Source organism: Photobacterium jeanii (genome assembly GCF_001650345.1).
In the GTDB taxonomy this organism is placed as follows: Bacteria; Pseudomonadota; Gammaproteobacteria; order Enterobacterales; family Vibrionaceae; genus Photobacterium; species Photobacterium jeanii.
Map to the genome: position 1 here is coordinate 234,142 of NZ_LVHF01000025.1, position 17,240 is coordinate 251,381.

Annotated in this window: 19 protein-coding genes; 15 read left to right on the plus strand and 4 right to left on the minus strand. The window is 46.6% G+C overall.

The window, feature by feature from the left end; genetic code table 11:
- Positions 1-35: 35 nt before the first annotated feature.
- Positions 36-641 carry an acyl carrier protein phosphodiesterase gene (locus A3K86_RS11870; RefSeq protein ID WP_068331186.1) on the minus strand — a complete coding sequence of 202 codons (606 nt, stop codon included), beginning with the start codon at positions 639-641 and terminating at the stop codon, positions 36-38.
- A gap of 128 nt (positions 642-769) precedes the next feature.
- On the minus strand, positions 770-1,216 hold the full coding sequence (locus tag A3K86_RS11875) for a CBS domain-containing protein (RefSeq protein ID WP_068331188.1): 447 nt from the start codon (positions 1,214-1,216) through the stop codon (positions 770-772).
- 365 nt (positions 1,217-1,581) lie between these two features.
- On the opposite strand from A3K86_RS11875, the gene A3K86_RS11880 reads away from it, so the two are divergent.
- From A3K86_RS11880 to secF, 6 genes are all read left to right on the plus strand, one after another.
- The gene (locus tag A3K86_RS11880) at positions 1,582-2,652 is read left to right on the plus strand and encodes a S1 family serine peptidase (RefSeq protein ID WP_084406586.1); all 1,071 of its coding nucleotides are present in this window, start codon (positions 1,582-1,584) and stop codon (positions 2,650-2,652) included.
- Between the two features lie 115 nt (positions 2,653-2,767).
- Positions 2,768-3,826 carry a tRNA preQ1(34) S-adenosylmethionine ribosyltransferase-isomerase QueA gene (queA, locus tag A3K86_RS11885; protein ID WP_068331191.1) on the plus strand — a complete coding sequence of 353 codons (1,059 nt, stop codon included), beginning with the start codon at positions 2,768-2,770 and terminating at the stop codon, positions 3,824-3,826.
- Between the two features lie 355 nt (positions 3,827-4,181).
- The gene (tgt, locus tag A3K86_RS11890) at positions 4,182-5,309 is read left to right on the plus strand and encodes a tRNA guanosine(34) transglycosylase Tgt (protein ID WP_068331193.1); all 1,128 of its coding nucleotides are present in this window, start codon (positions 4,182-4,184) and stop codon (positions 5,307-5,309) included.
- A gap of 22 nt (positions 5,310-5,331) precedes the next feature.
- Entirely contained in the window at positions 5,332-5,667 is a 336-nt protein-coding gene (gene yajC, locus A3K86_RS11895; RefSeq protein WP_068331195.1) for a preprotein translocase subunit YajC, read from the plus strand.
- 24 nt (positions 5,668-5,691) lie between these two features.
- Positions 5,692-7,545, plus strand: a complete 1,854-nt coding sequence (secD, locus tag A3K86_RS11900; protein WP_068331196.1) for a protein translocase subunit SecD — start codon at positions 5,692-5,694, stop codon at positions 7,543-7,545.
- Positions 7,546-7,557: 12 nt separating this feature from the next.
- Positions 7,558-8,505, plus strand: a complete 948-nt coding sequence (secF, locus tag A3K86_RS11905) for a protein translocase subunit SecF (protein WP_068331198.1) — start codon at positions 7,558-7,560, stop codon at positions 8,503-8,505.
- Positions 8,506-8,602: 97 nt separating this feature from the next.
- Here the strand turns inward: secF and A3K86_RS11910 are convergent, their stop codons facing one another.
- On the minus strand, positions 8,603-9,295 hold the full coding sequence (locus tag A3K86_RS11910; protein WP_068331201.1) for a leucine-rich repeat domain-containing protein: 693 nt from the start codon (positions 9,293-9,295) through the stop codon (positions 8,603-8,605).
- Between the two features lie 301 nt (positions 9,296-9,596).
- Positions 9,597-10,397: an inositol-1-monophosphatase gene (suhB, locus tag A3K86_RS11915; RefSeq protein ID WP_068331203.1), complete on the minus strand. Its 801-nt coding sequence runs from the start codon at positions 10,395-10,397 to the stop codon at positions 9,597-9,599.
- Positions 10,398-10,702: 305 nt separating this feature from the next.
- On the opposite strand from suhB, the gene trmJ reads away from it, so the two are divergent.
- The 9 genes from trmJ to iscX all read left to right on the plus strand — a co-directional run bounded on the left by trmJ (position 10,703) and on the right by iscX (position 17,202).
- On the plus strand, positions 10,703-11,434 hold the full coding sequence (gene trmJ / locus A3K86_RS11920) for a tRNA (cytosine(32)/uridine(32)-2'-O)-methyltransferase TrmJ (protein ID WP_068331205.1): 732 nt from the start codon (positions 10,703-10,705) through the stop codon (positions 11,432-11,434).
- Positions 11,435-11,545: 111 nt separating this feature from the next.
- Positions 11,546-12,064: a Fe-S cluster assembly transcriptional regulator IscR gene (gene iscR, locus A3K86_RS11925; protein WP_068331207.1), complete on the plus strand. Its 519-nt coding sequence runs from the start codon at positions 11,546-11,548 to the stop codon at positions 12,062-12,064.
- Positions 12,065-12,096: 32 nt separating this feature from the next.
- Complete coding sequence (locus A3K86_RS11930) at positions 12,097-13,311, plus strand: IscS subfamily cysteine desulfurase (RefSeq protein WP_068331209.1); 1,215 nt, start codon at positions 12,097-12,099, stop codon at positions 13,309-13,311.
- 34 nt (positions 13,312-13,345) lie between these two features.
- Positions 13,346-13,732, plus strand: a complete 387-nt coding sequence (iscU, locus tag A3K86_RS11935) for a Fe-S cluster assembly scaffold IscU (RefSeq protein WP_068331211.1) — start codon at positions 13,346-13,348, stop codon at positions 13,730-13,732.
- Positions 13,733-13,753: 21 nt separating this feature from the next.
- The gene (gene iscA / locus A3K86_RS11940) at positions 13,754-14,077 is read left to right on the plus strand and encodes an iron-sulfur cluster assembly protein IscA (RefSeq protein ID WP_068331212.1); all 324 of its coding nucleotides are present in this window, start codon (positions 13,754-13,756) and stop codon (positions 14,075-14,077) included.
- A 76-nt stretch (positions 14,078-14,153) separates the two neighbouring features.
- Positions 14,154-14,666, plus strand: a complete 513-nt coding sequence (gene hscB / locus A3K86_RS11945; RefSeq protein WP_068331213.1) for a co-chaperone HscB — start codon at positions 14,154-14,156, stop codon at positions 14,664-14,666.
- Positions 14,667-14,680: 14 nt separating this feature from the next.
- A complete protein-coding gene (gene hscA / locus A3K86_RS11950) occupies positions 14,681-16,534 on the plus strand; it encodes a Fe-S protein assembly chaperone HscA (RefSeq protein ID WP_068331214.1) in 1,854 nt (617 codons plus the stop codon).
- 2 nt (positions 16,535-16,536) lie between these two features.
- A complete protein-coding gene (fdx, locus tag A3K86_RS11955) occupies positions 16,537-16,875 on the plus strand; it encodes an ISC system 2Fe-2S type ferredoxin (protein ID WP_068331215.1) in 339 nt (112 codons plus the stop codon).
- A gap of 126 nt (positions 16,876-17,001) precedes the next feature.
- A complete protein-coding gene (iscX, locus tag A3K86_RS11960) occupies positions 17,002-17,202 on the plus strand; it encodes a Fe-S cluster assembly protein IscX (RefSeq protein WP_068331216.1) in 201 nt (66 codons plus the stop codon).
- The last annotated feature ends 38 nt before the right edge of the window (positions 17,203-17,240 follow it).

A 17,240-nucleotide genomic window follows, 5' to 3' on the forward strand; every position in this document is an offset into this window, starting at 1 on the left:
CTCCTTTTTTTTGCTTTATTAATTGTGGGTGATCGTTACTTGTCGTTGTGGATCGGTTGCAGTGGCGGCTGAAAGCCTTGAGCGGCTTGTTGCAATTGCGGATAAATAACATGGAAACTTTGCTCAAGCCTCTCGTAGTGCTGAAAGATATCGTGTGGGGTATTAGCCAGCTGGTATAGACGAGGTCGTCGCTCCGCCATACGTGTTAAAGCGCGCTCGAGGGTGGTTTTTTCTTGGTATTGCAATAGCCACTCTTGTTGCCACATCCGCTCACTCATCAAACGATAAGCATCGGGTAAGTTGTGCTGATAGGCTTGAACTTGCGGTTGAATTAGGCGCACAAAATCGACCAAGGGTTCTTGGTGATACAGTTGCCAGTGACGAGCGAGAAAGTGATCCCATGCCATATCGAGGGCAATACCGCTGACACGCCGTGTTTCTTGCCGAAAGACGGTTTGGCATTGTTTGACTTCAGGCATCGCATCGACATAGCTGTCGATAAAGCGATGAAGTTTGATCCCATCAGCCACTGCTTTGGGGTGCTGTTTATACGGATCGCCGCGCACAAAATCAGCCATCAGGTTGCCTGCCAAGTGGCTTTGGCATAAGTGTGCCAGATCTAAATGCGCGAGATAATTCACAGCGTTGCACTAACCATTTCAAACAAGTGAGATAGTTAATTCTATACCAACCATAGTCGCATTCTGAGTCATTTATGCCGCCAGTGATGGTATACGCTTTTTATGTCTCTCTTGCAGTGCCTTTATGATCAGGCATCGCTCTCCATTGGCTCTACTTCCTCTTGGATTTCAAGCAAGGTGACAGCAATCGAAACAAAGTCGCTATCGGTAATGATCCCAACTAAGACTTTTTCTTCGACCACAGGCAAGCAGCCAATTTTGTGTTTTTGCATGTAGAGTGCAGCTTCTTTCAACCCCGCATGGCAATCCACACTCATCAGCGAGCGATTCATGCATTTGTGAAGTTGAATGTCGAGTGCCGACATAAAGTTGCTTTGGGTGATTAGCTCTAAGCTCGACTCTTGTGCTGATAGCACATCACGTTGAGTGACAAGTCCGAGTAAGTGGCGGTTTTCATCTACGATAGGTACGTGACGAATACCGTGTTGCTCCATTAAATCTTTCGCATCGGCCAGAGTGTGTGTCGGGCTTAGTGCGTATGGATTTGATGTCATCATATCAGCGACGGTGAACATACCAGCCTCCCTTATGCAGGTAACGTAAAAGTAATACCAGTCTGACCAACTACTTAATCAAAGTGGTACAACGAATCCCTGTAATTTCAATGTAGCGAAGATCCCACTAACTACCTATGACCATTGTCAAAATTTCACACTATTGTGTGCTGAATCATTGCTGATGAGATCCACTTCGCCAGCACTGAATAAAGGTCTAAAAAGGTCTTGAAATTTATGCAATTTGTGCAGTTGTCACTATCGCGCATTCTTCGGTCAATTTGGGAAATGTGTCATATAATCAATGTACCCATATGCTTAATTAGCATTTGTTAATCCTATAAATATGCAGATGGATTATTGCGTAAATCACAAAAGGTAGCGATATGGCTAGGTTTTTAGTGTTACTCCTGATGTGCTTCACCAGTTTACCTTTATTGGCATCGACCCCTTCTGTTTCTCCCCGAATTATTGGTGGTATCACCACGCAAAATGATGAAATTCCTTGGCAGGTCTACTTGAACATTTCGTTTCCCAATGATGGTACTTATGTTTGTGGTGGGGTGCTGGTGGCGCAAGATGTGGTGTTAACCGCAGCGCACTGTTTGCAAAATGGCGGTACTCGTGCGAGTGCTGACAATATTAAAGTGTGGGCGGGGATCAACAGCATCTTTAGCACCACATCAAGTAATGCCATTAGCGTGACCGCAGCGCTTCAAAACAGTAGTTACAATGCCTCACGTTTTTCTAACGATATTGCGATCCTCAAGTTGGCGCAGCCCGCGCCAGCGAATGCCAAGCCGATTCTGATTGCAACCTCAGACCAGCAGCGCCGTGCCAATAGCGAATTCAGTAATGGCTACAATGCGGGTGGCACCAGCCCTGAGAACCTGTTGGTTTCTGGCTGGGGCAGTACCAGTGCGACTGGCTCATCAAGTGCCACTAATTTACAACAAACCTTGCTAACTGGAGTGCCTGATAACACTTGTAGTGCGCAATGGGGCTCGGGTGTGAATGACAGTGAAGCCGATATTTTTGTTTGTGCTATCACCCCTTCACCATCCGTGGTGCGCGATAGTTGCTTTGGTGACTCAGGTGGGCCGTTAGTGTGGCAAGACCCGCAACGCGCTGGTGATGCTGACTTTGGTTTGCGTTTAGTGGGCTTAGTGAGTTTTGGTGATGGTTGTGCCAGCTCATTACCCGGTGTTTATACCGAAGTTCAAGGCTTTGTGAGTTGGATTAATCAGCAGACCAATAACAGCTTGACCAAAGTGGCGACGCCAACCTTATCTTTTAATCCGTTCGAGAGAGATTACAGCGACGCTGGCAAAGGTGTCGCACCCAACAACGATACCGCGCCTTCCAGTGATGGCGGTAGTGGTGGGGCGATGGGTTATATCTCTATGGTGAGCTTAGTGCTGGTGGCGTTATTTAAGCGTCGCCGCCTCTATTCGTAACACAGCCTATAACGGAGTGGATTTCGGCTTCGAATATCGCATCTACACGAACATTCCTTGATATTGCAGGAGGGCAGCCTATACTAGCTGCCTCTGTTTTTTGAGGCGCGATAAGATGCAAGTTTCTGATTTCCATTTTGACCTACCTGATGAGCTGATTGCTCGTTACCCACAACCTGAGCGTACCGCTAGCCGTTTGCTTCAACTGACTGGCAATACTGGCGAGCTGCAGCATAAAGGCTTTAAAGATATGCTGGATGCGGTAGAGCCGGGTGATCTGTTGGTGTTCAACAATACCCGTGTTATTCCTGCACGTGTGTTTGGTCGTAAAGAATCAGGCGGCAAAATCGAAGTGCTTGTAGAGCGTATGCTAGATGATAAAAGCATTCTTGCTCACGTTCGTGCTTCTAAGTCACCAAAACCGGGTAATGTATTATTCCTTGGTGATGGCGATGAGCACCAAGCTGAAATGGTTGCGCGTCACGATACCTTGTTTGAAATCCGCTTTACTGGCGATAAAACCGTACTGGAAGTGTTGGAAGAAGTGGGTCACATGCCACTACCTCCTTATATTGATCGTCCAGATGAAGATGCTGATAAAGAGCGTTACCAAACGGTTTATAACGAAAAACCGGGTGCGGTTGCTGCGCCAACTGCAGGTCTTCACTTTGATGAGACTTTACTAGAAGCGATCAAAGCGAAAGGGGTAAACCTGGCGTTTGTGACTTTGCACGTAGGTGCGGGCACGTTCCAACCAGTTCGTGTTGACGATATCAATGATCACCACATGCACTCTGAGTACGTTGAAGTAACTCAAGAGGTGGTAGATGCAATCAACGAAACCAAAGCCAATGGCGGTCGCGTGATTGCGGTGGGGACGACATCAGTACGTTCACTTGAGTCTGCAGCACAAGATGCGCTGAAAAAAGGCACACCATTAGCGCCGTTCTTTGGTGATACCGATATCTTTATTTACCCAGGTGGCTACGAATTCCAAGTGATCGATGCGTTGGTGACTAACTTCCACCTACCTGAATCGACCTTGATCATGCTAGTGAGTGCATTTGCAGGTTATGAGCACACGATGAACGCATACAAAGTGGCGGTAGAAGAGAAGTACCGTTTCTTTAGTTATGGTGATGCAATGTTTATTACGCGTCGTACTGCCGACTAATAAATAACCATATTTGCAGTGAAGTGTATTAATTCGTTACCAACAATGAACAAACACCCACTCAGATAGGTCTAATTTGCGACTTACTCAGTTAAGTCAGTGTCATGTAAGGCTGCTTTTGTTAAAATTGCAGCCTTTCTTGCGCTTGGCGCAGATGAATTTTTACCATGCGGTTTACGCCGTATGGTGTGGGTTTGCCCATGAGCTGAAATGGTTTAGCGCGTGGGGAAATCGAGTCATTAAAATACATCAGGCATTCTGCCTAATTGTATTTTCTCCGTGAGTGACCACACTGAAGGGTGGGCTTGCGAGCGGATCACTTTGTCAGATTGTTTCTCTGGCTTTTGGAGGTTGTGTGAAATTTGAATTAGATAAATCCCAAGGTCGCGCACGTCGCGGACGCTTGAAGTTTGAACGCGGTACGGTAGAAACCCCTGCATTTATGCCTGTGGGTACTTACGGTACGGTTAAAGGTATGACACCAGAAGAAGTGAAAGATACTGGTGCTCAAATCCTACTGGGTAATACCTTCCACCTATGGCTACGCCCAGGTCAAGAAGTAATGAAGTTGCACGGTGATCTGCACGACTTCATGCAATGGCAAGGTCCTATCCTGACTGATTCAGGCGGTTTCCAAGTATTTAGCCTTGGCGCAATGCGTAAAATCACCGAAGAAGGTGTACATTTCCGCAACCCAGTAAACGGCGACAAAATTTTCATGGATGCAGAAAAGTCGATGGAAATTCAATACGACCTTGGTTCAGACATCGTAATGATTTTCGATGAATGTACGCCATACCCAGCGACTCACGATGAAGCGAAGAAGTCGATGGAAATGTCACTGCGTTGGGCGCAGCGCAGCCGTAACCACTTCGACAAACAAGAAAACCCGAACGCACTATTTGGTATCGTTCAGGGCGGTGTGTACGAAGATCTGCGTGATGTATCGGTTGAAGGTCTGACTAAGATCGGTTTCGACGGTTACGCTGTCGGTGGTCTAGCTGTTGGTGAGCCAAAAGAAGACATGCACCGTATTCTTGAGCACACATGTCCACAACTACCTGAAGATAAACCACGCTACCTAATGGGCGTGGGTAAACCAGAAGACTTGGTTGAAGGTGTGCGTCGTGGTATCGACATGTTCGACTGCGTAATGCCAACGCGAAATGCCCGAAATGGTCACCTATTTGTGACTGGCGGTGTGATCAAGATCCGTAATGCGAAACATAAAACTGACACAACGCCATTAGATCCGCATTGTGACTGTTACACTTGTCGTAATTATTCTAAAGCGTACCTGTACCACTTGGATAAATGTAATGAAATCCTTGGTGCACGCTTGAACACTATTCACAACTTGCGTTACTACCAACGTTTGATGGAAAGTATTCGTAAGGCGATTGACGAAGATCGCTTTGATGCGTTTGTAGAAGAGTTCTACGCGCGTCGTGACCGTGAAGTTCCACCATTAAAAAATGCTTAACAATTAACGAGGACGTTATTAAATGAGTCTTTTCATTTCTCAGGCACATGCCGCAGCTGAAGGTGCCCCACAGGGCGGTGGCATGCAACTTTTCATCATGCTGGGTCTGTTCGCAGTTATTTTCTACTTCATGATCTATCGTCCACAGGCTAAGCGTGCGAAAGAACATAAAGATCTTATGTCTTCAATGGGCAAAGGTGACGAAGTACTAACTAACGGTGGCCTACTAGGTAAAATCACTAAAGTGTCTGAAGAAAGCGACTACATCGTTATCGCATTGAACGACAGCACTGAAGTGACCATCAAGAAAGACTTTGTGACTGCAGTTCTGCCAAAAGGCACAATGAAGTCTCTATAATTTTTTCGCTGAAGGATCATAGCAGTGCTAAACCGTTATCCATTGTGGAAGAACCTGATGGTGGTGTTTACACTCATCATCGGTCTGCTTTACGCACTTCCCAACATTTACGGTGAAGATCCAGCGATTCAAATCTCCGGGGCGCGTGGCGCCTCGGTAGATATGTCTGCTCTGGATGTTGTCACCGAAGACTTAAAAAATAGTCAAATCTCCTACAAATCTATCGCTTTCGAGAACGGTGCTGTACTGGTCCGCTTCAACGACACTGATACACAAATCAGTGCTCGCGATACGCTAAATGATCAACTGGGTGAAGAGTACGTTGTTGCCCTTAACCTAGCGCCTGCAACCCCAAGTTGGCTTGAGTCGATTGGTGCATCACCAATGAAGCTCGGTCTTGACCTGCGTGGTGGTGTTCACTTCCTAATGGAAGTGGATATGGATGCAGCAATGGAAAAATTGCTGGGTCAGCAGGAAGAAACTTTCCGTACTGAACTACGTGAAGCGAAGATTCGCTACCGTGGGATCAGCAAAACCGACACTGCGGTTGAAGTGCGTCTTCGTGATGCAGAACAACTAGCCAGCGCCAAACGTGAGCTAGCAAAACTTCACCCTGATATGGTATTTGCAGAAAACGATAGCAATGGCCGTTTTGTTTTAAGTGCTACTTTCTCAGAAGAACGCTTAAAAGAAATCCGTAATTACGCGGTGGATCAAAACATCACTATTCTTCGTAATCGTGTGAATGAGTTGGGTGTTGCTGAGCCATTGGTACAGCGTCAAGGTGCTAACCGTATCGTTGTTGAGCTACCAGGTGTTCAAGACACAGCTCGTGCGAAAGAAATCTTGGGTGCAACAGCAACCCTAGAATTCCGCGAAGTTGATAGCAAAGCAGACCCATCAGCGGCATTAGCAGGTCGTGTACCTGCGGGTAGCGAGTTGAAGATGACACGTGATGGCCGCCCTGCGGTACTGAAAAAACGTGTGATCCTAACTGGTTCTCATATCACAGATGCAAGCTCAAGTGCTGATGAATACGGTCGCCCACAAGTTAACATCTCGCTAGATAGCGAAGGTGGTAGCAAGATGACAGCCTTCTCACGTAACAACGTGGGCAAGCTAATGGCAACCATGTTCACCGAGTACAAAGACAGCGGTGAGCGTGATGAAAACGGCAAAGTGATTCTGGAAAAACACGAAGAAGTGATCAACCAAGCAACGATTCAAACTGCGCTTGGCCGTAACTTCCGTATTACCGGTATCGACTCTGCTGCTGAAGCACACAACCTAGCGCTACTTCTACGTGCTGGTGCTCTGATTGCACCAATTTCAATCGTAGAAGAACGTACCATTGGTCCATCTATGGGTCAGCAAAACATCGACATGGGTATTCAAGCGTGCCTATGGGGTATGTTAGCGGTAATGCTGTTTACGCTACTTTACTACCGTAAGTTCGGTTTCATCGCCAACCTTGCGTTGATGATGAACTTGGTGATGATTATCGGTGTGATGTCGATGATCCCAGGTGCAACCATGACCCTACCGGGTATTGCAGGTATCGTACTAACTGTTGGTATGGCGGTCGATGCGAACGTACTGATCTTCGAACGTATCCGTGAGGAATTACGTGAAGGTCGTAGTCCGCAGCACGCAATCCAACAAGGTTATGCGAACGCATTTAGCACCATTGCCGATGCGAACTTAACAACGCTAATCACGGCAATCATCTTGTTTGCAGTGGGTACAGGCGCAATCAAAGGTTTCGCAGTAACGCTATCGATTGGTATCTTGACCTCAATGTTTACAGCCATTGTAGGTACTCGTGCCGTGGTTAACTTTATCTACGGCGGTAAGCGCGTAGATAAACTGTCGATCTAAGGAGACGCTGACATGTATCAATTAATGAAAGCGAATAAAGTGATCGACTTTATGCGTTGGTCCAAGTTTGCGTTTGTCGCTTCAATCATCATGATTGTGGCAGCTATCGCGACCGTAGCGACCAATAAGCTGAACTGGGGTCTGGACTTTACTGGCGGTACGCTGATTGAAGTAGGTTTTGAACAACCTGCTGATCTGAGCGTGATCCGTGAGTCACTGGAAGCTGCCGGCTTCGGTGATGCTATCGTGCAGAACTTTGGTACCGCGCGTGACGTATTGGTGCGTTTGCAGCCTCGCGAAACCCTAAAAGGTGAGCAACTCGGTCTGCAAATCATTGATGCGCTAAAAGTCGGTACAGAGCAAAACGTTGAAATGCGCCGTATTGAGTTCGTTGGTCCTAACGTGGGTGATGAGCTAGCGGAAGCGGGTGGTCTGGCGATCATCGCTTCACTACTGTGTATTTTGCTGTACGTATCGATTCGTTTTGAATGGCGTCTGGCGGCAGGTGCGGTAATGGCACTGGCGCACGATATCATCATCACTATTGGTATCTTCTCGTTCCTACAAATCGAAGTTGACCTAACCATCGTGGCAGCTTTGTTAACGGTTGTGGGTTACTCGTTGAACGATACCATCGTAGTATTCGACCGTATCCGTGAAAACTTCCGTAAGATGCGTAAAGGTGATTCTGCGGACGTGATGAACAACTCGATCACTCAAACACTAAGCCGTACTTTGATCACTTCGGGTACAACTTTGTTCGTGGTTATCGCGCTGTTCTTGAAAGGCGGTACTATGATCCACGGCTTTGCGACTGCATTGCTGATTGGTATCGTGGTAGGTACCTACTCATCTATCTATGTGGCATCTGCACTGGCTCTGAAACTGGGCATCGTGCGTGAACACTTAATGCCACCTCAGGTAGAGAAAGAAGGCGAAGAGTTTGAATCTATGCCTTAATCGGCGATAGATGCTTGCTAAAATGCGATTTGCTAATAAAAACGGTGCCCAGTGGCACCGTTTTTTTATATCCGAATATAGCAGCTTGTTATCGCAACTATTTTTTACGCCATTCCGCTGCAGGACGTTGTTTACCGCCATTCATCTTATTACCTTGCTCTTGCAGGGTGGTCAGTTGGGTATTGTGAGTTAAGTTCAGCGCAGTCAGCTCATTATTCATCACGTTAAGTAAGGTGAGATTCGGTGCTTTACTCACATCTAGCGTTGTTAGCTCGTTTGATTGCAGTGCCAGTTTCTCAAGTTTGTTGTGCTTTTTGCCTAGCGTCATGCTTTCTAACTGGTTTTGGTGAGCGAACACTTTCTCCAGTTTGGCGTTATTGCTGATATCTAAGCTTTCTAGCTCGTTGTTACTAACGATCAGGGTGCGAAGCTGTTCGTTCTCGCTGATGTCTAGGCTCTGGATTTCGTTGTCATCCAAATTTAGTTCACGCAACGATGGGTTATTGCTGATATCAATTTCGGTTAGGAAGTTATCTTTTAGCGATAGCTCACGCAGGTTTTCGAAGTATTGCAGTTCAGCTACTGACTTGATGTCTTTGCTGTCGCAATCTAGCTCGGTAATATCTTCAACGTACTGCTCGTCGGCATCAAGAACACAGGCGCGAAATTGTTGATCAGCAAATGGGATTTCGCTGACGAGTTCATAGCTTTTGCTACAACCGCCAAGCAGGCTAGTAGTGATCAGCGCGAGAGCCGAGAAAGTCAGTGGAGTGCGAATTTTTGAATGCATATGAAAACCTAGCTTTAAAAGAAGTGCGAAGGTAAAGCACTGAAAGTGAGTTATTACGGCTAACTATCAAGATTAAGGCTTAGCTGAGTTCCACCTTAGTTAATTGATATAAGCGCATGAATTATGACGCTATTGTAACTAATAGGTATAGCGTTTTATAAGAGCTAGATCATAGCGCATGCAATGTATTGTTAATAAACAAGAAGAGGAATAGTAACTGGGCGAGTGTAAACAAAAAGGCTGGGTACAAAAAAAGCCCTGCTCAAAGAGCAGGGCTTCGAATCATGTCGTAATCGTGAGATTACTTAGCTAGCGCGTCGCTACCGTGTTCACGGATTTTTGCTAGCATTGGCTTCACTACGCGTGCGTTACCAGCAACGATGTTGCCAGATGCGATGTAGTTAGTGTTGCCAGTAAAGTCAGTACAGATAGCACCAGCTTCGCGAGCGATTAGTTCGCCAGCAGCAATTTCCCATGGTTTTAGACCAAGCTTGAATACACCGTCAACGCGGCCAGCAGCTAGGTAACATAGGTCTAGAGCGCTTGAACCCATTTGACGCATATCGTCACACTCTACAAATAGAGCGTTTTGGATTTTCATGTAGCTTTCAGCGTGTTGCTTAGCAGCGAAAGGCAGACCTGTTGCTAGGATAGTACCAGCAAGGTTGCGAGGCTGAGAAGCACGGATACGTTGGCTGTTTAGCTGAGCACCAGCACCGCGTGTTGCAGTGAATAGCTCGTTACGAGCAGGATCGTAAACTGCAGCAACTTCAGTACGGCCACGCATGCGTAGGGCGATAGAAATAGCGTAGTGTGGGAAACCACGTGCGAAGTTTTTAGTGCCATCCACTGGGTCAATGATCCATTGACATTCTTTGTCGCGGCCTTCTTTGTTACCACTTTCTGCACCAATGATGCAGTGCTCAGGGTAAGACTTAAGAATAGTGTCGATGATGATAGCTTCAGCTTCATGATCGATGTTGGTAACAACATCATTACCTTTGCTAGCAACTTCAATTGCTTGCGATTTTTCTAGTGATTTAATGACATGGTCACCCGCCTTTCGTGCAGCACGAATGGCGATGTTTAGCATCGGATGCATAGGATCTTCCCAACGGATGTTAAAGAACTAAAAAGCGGCGGCGAGTATAACAGAGCCGTGAGAAAATGGAAGTGGTTATTTTTTGCCCGTCTGAATTTATCCTTGTGCAAGTCATTCCTTATAGCAATAGGTGGAATGGATATTCATTCTTATGCTGTAAATAGTTCTCACTCGCGCAGAAAATAGTCATAAGAGCATCAGAGATCCGAATAATGTGGATTGAGGCTATATGTTTTCCCCACTTTCAATATGGCTGTGCTAAAATCCTTCGGCTTTATAGGAATCGTTGGAAACACTAGTTCGCCATGTTAGATCAAATCAGTGTTGTATTAATTGGTACATCTCACCCAGGTAACATCGGCTCGGCAGCACGAGCAATGAAAGTGATGGGGCTAACCAATCTTGTGCTTGTAGATCCTGCTTGTGAAATTGACGAAAAGTCGATCGCATTGGCAGCAGGCGCGGCAGATATTGTCGAGAATGCCAGAATTGTTGATACATTAGATGAAGCCATCGCTGATTGTGGCTTGGTGATTGGTTCGAGTGCTCGTTCGCGTACGCTGGAATGGCCTCAACTAGATCCGCGTGAGTCTGGGATCAAAACTATTGCAGAAGCGCACTCTCACCCTGTGGCGATCTTGTTCGGCCGTGAACGTACCGGCTTGACCAACGAAGAACTCCAAAAATGTCATTGTCATGTCTACATTCCTGCCAATCCAGAGTACAGCTCGCTTAACCTAGCAATGGCGGTTCAGACCATTAGTTACGAAGTACGTATGGCGTACCTTGAAGAACAAAAATACCAAGGTGAAACGCAAGAAGTGGAATACCCACGTGCGAAAGAGCTAGAAATGTTTTACGAGCACCTTGAAAAAGTGACCCGCCAGACCCGATTTATTAATAAGAACCATCCAGGCATGGTTATGAATAAATTGCGTCGCCTATTTAGCCGTGCTCGCCCTGAGCAACAAGAGCTAAATATTCTGCGTGGCATCCTTTCTTCGGTAGAAAAGTCTTTGGAATCCACCAAGAAATAGACGCATAAAGTAAAGGGTTAAAAGCCTGACTAAATTAGTCAGGTATATACTTGACCGTTTTAGTCAGGTATGCGACACTCGTTGCCATATACATGAGTGGGTAGCGGTGTTATGAGATTGACTTCAAAAGGAAGATATGCAGTTACAGCGATGCTTGATGTCGCTTTGCATTCTCAAGACGGCCCTGTGCCTTTGGCTGATATTTCAGAACGCCAAGGCATCTCGCTGTCATATTTAGAGCAACTTTTTTCACGGTTGCGTAAAGCCGGTTTGGTTGCAAGTGTGCGTGGTCCGGGTGGTGGTTACCGCCTAGGGGAAGAAGCACAAAATATTGCAATTGGCATGGTGATCGCAGCTGTCGATGAGTCAGTAGACGCAACTAAGTGTCACGGAAAAGGTGGTTGTCAGGGCGGTGCCCGTTGCTTAACCCATACCTTGTGGCATGACTTAAGTTCACGCATCAGTGGCTTCTTGAACAACATCACCCTTGGTGAGTTGATGCAAGACAACGATGTTCAAGCGATCTCTGACCGTCAAGATCAGTATTTACAAAACAGTGTCGCTAAGTCGAACTTAGTTAATAAAAAACAACACGATAACGCCACCATTGGTGTCGATGTCCGCTCCTAGAGCTAGAGCAGTCCGTGTTTTCGGAGATGAAAATGAAATTGCCTATATATTTAGATTATTCCGCTACTTGCCCAGTAGACCCGCGCGTTGCCGAAAAAATGATGCAGTTCATGACGATGGATGGCTGCTTTGGTAACCCAGCTTCTCGCTCTCACCGTTTCGGTTGGCAAGCAGAAGAAGCCGTGGATACAGCACGTGAGCAAATTGCTGATCTTCTAAATGCCGATCCTCGTGAAATCGTGATCACTTCAGGCGCAACTGAATCAGACAACCTTGCGATCAAAGGTGTGGCGCACTTCTACAACAAGAAAGGCAAGCACATCATCACTTCAAAAACTGAGCACAAAGCGGTACTGGATCCATGCCGTCAGCTTGAGCGCGAAGGTTACGAAGTGACTTACCTTGAGCCAGAAGAAAATGGCTTAATCGACATGGCTAAACTGCGTGACGCTATCCGCGAAGACACCATCCTTGTGTCTATCATGCACGTGAACAATGAAATCGGCGTGATTCAAGACATCACAGCGATTGGCGAACTATGTCGTGAAAACAAAATCATCTTCCACGTTGATGCAGCACAATCTGCTGGCAAACTGCCAATCGACGTACAGGAAATGAAAGTTGACCTAATTTCTATGTCGGCGCACAAAATGTACGGCCCGAAAGGTATCGGTGCCCTGTACGTACGTCGTAAACCACGTATCCGCCTAGAAGCGCAAATGCACGGTGGTGGTCATGAACGTGGTATGCGTTCTGGTACGCTAGCAACTCACCAAATCGTGGGTATGGGCGAAGCGTGTCGTATCGCAAAAGAAGAGATGGAACAAGATCGAGCACACGCAGCGGCAATGCGTCAGCGTCTGCTTGACGGCATCAAAGACATCGAAGCAATCACTATCAATGGTGATTTAGAGCAACGTGTTGCAAACAACCTAAACGTAAGTTTTGCATTCGTTGAAGGTGAATCATTGCTTATGGCACTGAAAGACCTAGCGGTTTCATCTGGTTCTGCATGTACTTCTGCAAGCCTTGAGCCATCGTACGTACTACGTGCACTTGGCCTAAACGATGAGCTAGCACACAGTTCAATTCGCTTTTCTTTCGGTCGTTTTACTACTGAAGAAGAAATTGATTACGCAATTAACCAAATCAGCACCGCAGTTGAAAAACTTCGCGAAATGTCTCCACTATGGGACATGTTCAAAGAAGGTGTAGATTTAGATACTGTTGAGTGGGCACACCACTAATCTTTGCGGTCATATAGCATTCGAGGAAATTATCATGGCATACAGTGAAAAAGTCATCGATCATTATGAGAACCCGCGTAACGTGGGCTCATTTGACAAAAACGATAAGAGCGTTGGTAGCGGCATGGTGGGTGCACCTGCTTGTGGCGACGTAATGAAGTTACAAATCAAAGTAACTGAAGAAGGCATCATTGAAGATGCAAAATTCAAAACATACGGCTGTGGTTCAGCTATCGCGTCTAGCTCACTGATCACCGAGTGGGTGAAAGGCAAGACACTAGACGAAGCTGCATCAATCAAGAACTCAGCAATCGCTGAAGAACTTGAATTGCCACCTGTAAAAGTTCACTGCTCAATCCTTGCAGAAGATGCAATTAAAGCAGCAGTAAGCGATTACAAAAAGAAACACGAAGAAAACTAATTCCGTTGAGGGTTGCTGTACATGGCCATAACAATTACTGAAGCGGCAGCAAGTCGCGTCGCTACTTTCTTAGAAAACCGTGGTAAAGGCTTAGGTCTTCGTCTCGGTGTCCGCACTTCAGGATGTTCAGGAATGGCCTATGTGCTTGAGTTTGTTGACGAGCTAGACGAAGGCGATCAAGTGTTTGAACAACAAGGCGTGAAGATCATTATCGATCCGAAAAGTCTGGTTTACCTTGATGGCACTGAGTTAGATTTCGCGAAAGAAGGCTTGAACGAAGGCTTCAAATTCAACAACCCTAACGTATCGAGCGAGTGTGGTTGCGGCGAAAGCTTCAACGTATAATCGCCTTTTCTATGCGTAGTAAAAAGCGTGAGTTATCGCGTTTTTTACTGCGCATTTTACTGATACCAGATGCGATATGAATCATTTTGAATTATTTGGGCTACCTTTCCAATTTGAACTGGATGGTAGCCTTCTTTCAAACCAGTTCCGTGAACTACAACGTCGTTTCCACCCTGATAACTTCGCAACAGCTTCTGAGCGTGATCGCTTAATGGCGGTACAAAAAGCCGCACAAATTAACGATGCATTCCAAACGCTAAAGCACCCAATTTCTCGTGCTGAATACATGTTGTCTGAACATGGTGTAGACATTCGTGGCGAGCAGCAAACCCTACAAGATCCGATGTTTTTGATGCAGCAAATGGAGCTGCGTGAAGAGTTGGAAGAGATTGCTGATGCCAAAGACGAAGACGCACTGTTTGATTTTGAAGGCAAAACCAAGCAGTTGCTAAAAGCTCAGCTAACAGAGCTAAAATCGTTATTAGAAGGCGAGAACTGGAACCAAGCGGCGGATGCCGTGCGTAAGCTCAAGTTTATTGATAAGCTGCGTGATGAAGTTGAGCGTCTGGAAGAGACGTTACTAGATTAAGAACAGGAATCACCATGGCACTGTTACAGATTGCTGAACCGGGTCAAAGTGCTGCACCGCACCAACATCGTCTTGCGGTGGGTATTGATCTGGGTACTACAAATTCATTGGTTGCGGCTGTTCGCAGCGGTGAGCCAAACACCTTGGCGGATGAACATAATCAGGCGTTATTGCCATCAATTGTGCACTACGGTGAGCAAGGGATTGTGGTTGGTCAGGCAGCGAAAGCACTGGCACAACAAGACCCTGAAAATACCATCATTTCGGTAAAACGTATGATGGGACGTTCGTTGGCCGATATCCAACAACGTTATCCTCATCTGCCTTATCAGTTCACGGCAACCGACAACGGCCTACCGCAACTGGTAACACGCCATGGTAGCATGAACCCGATCCAAGTCTCGGCGGAAATCCTAAAAGCCCTGACCGAGCGTGCAACCCAAACCTTGGGTGGTGACTTGGAAGGTGTGGTGATTACCGTACCTGCATACTTTGATGATGCGCAGCGTGCAGGCACCAAAGATGCAGCGCAGCTAGCAGGCTTAAATGTATTGCGTCTATTGAACGAGCCGACGGCAGCAGCGATTGCTTATGGCTTAGATTCTGGTCAAGAAGGTGTGATCGCCGTTTATGATCTTGGTGGTGGTACGTTTGATATTTCGATTCTACGCCTGTCAAAAGGTGTGTTTGAAGTATTAGCGACGGGTGGTGATTCTGCCCTTGGTGGTGATGACTTTGACCACGTGCTCGCTGACTGGATTGTTGACCAAGCCCAACTTGGCGATGAGCTAACGGCTTCACAACGTCGTGCGCTGCAAATGGCAGCTACCGATATCAAAGTGGCGCTATCTGATAACGATACGGCAGAGATCGACGTGCTAGGCTGGCAAGGCCAGGTAACGCGTGCGCAGTTTGATGCGCTAATTCAACCACTGGTGAAGAAAACGCTGATGGCATGTCGTCGCGCACTGCGTGATGCAGATGTTGATAGCGAAGACGTGCTTGAGACCGTAATGGTTGGTGGCTCTACCCGTGTACCATTGGTGCGTGAAATGGTGGGTGACTACTTTGGTAAAACACCGCTAACCTCCATCGATCCAGATAAAGTGGTTGCGATTGGTGCGTCGATCCAAGCAGATATCTTGGTAGGTAACAAACCAGACAGCGACATGTTGCTGTTAGATGTTATTCCTCTATCGCTTGGTATCGAAACCATGGGTGGCATGGTTGAGAAAATCATCCCACGTAACACCACGATTCCTGTGGCGCGTGCACAAGAGTTTACCACCTTCAAAGATGGTCAAACCGCGATGTCAGTGCACACGGTACAAGGTGAGCGTGAGATGGTATCGGATTGTCGTTCACTGGCACGCTTTACGTTGCGCGGTATTCCAGCGATGGCGGCGGGTGCAGCACACATTCGTGTGACTTACCAAGTTGATGCCGATGGTCTGTTGTCAGTAACGGCAATGGAAAAGAGCAGCGGTGTGCAATCGTCTATTCAGGTGAAACCGTCGTACGGTTTGAGTGACGATGAAGTCGCGACTATGATTCGCGATTCAATGACATACGCACAAGACGATAAAGACGCTCGTGCATTGGCTGAGCAGCAAGTGGAAGCCGATCGCGTACTTGAAGGTCTAATCACGGCATTAGCGCAAGATGGTGATACTTTGCTATCGAAGGAAGAGCGCGACGAGCTGGAAGCTGTAATGATGGAATTGGTTCAATTGCGTCAAGGTACAGATGTACGCGCAATTGAAGATGGTATTAAGAAAACAGACAAAGCGAGCCAAGAGTTTGCCTCTCGTCGAATGGATCAGTCTATTCGTCAGGCACTGGCTGGTCAGTCAATTGATGAGGTTTAGGCATGCCTAAAATTGTTGTATTACCCCACGAAGATCTTTGCCCTGAAGGCGCAGTACTTGAAGCTGAAGAAGGCCAAACGGTACTGGATGTGGCACTAAAGAACGGTATTGCGATTGAACACGCTTGTGAAAAATCGTGTGCTTGTACTACTTGTCACGTGATTGTTCGTGAAGGTTTCGACTCATTGGAAGAGAGTGATGAGCTAGAAGACGACATGCTTGATAAAGCATGGGGTCTTGAGCCTGAGTCACGCTTAGGCTGTCAGGCGAAAGTTGCCGATGAAGACCTAGTGGTTGAAATTCCGAAGTACACGCTAAACTTGGCTTCAGAACAACATTAATCTCAGGTTCTGCCTCAGGCAGAAATAATGAGAATTAAGATAGCTTTCCTGTTAACTATTGCACAGCAATAGCTTGATAGGAGAGCTATATTTTTATGTGGGATAGTAAAGATACAAGGAATAGCTATGAGCTTAAAATGGATAGACTCACTGGAGCTGGCGTTGGCCTTGATTGAGCAGCATCCAGACGTTGATCCCCATACCCTACGTTTTACCGAACTGCGCGATTGGATCATGGCGTTAGACGAGTTTGACGATGACCCCACCCATTGTAACGAACGTATCTTAGAAGCGGTGCAAATGCACTGGATTGAAGAAGCAGACTAATGTCTCTTTTATCAATGATTTCAATAACCAAGCATTCA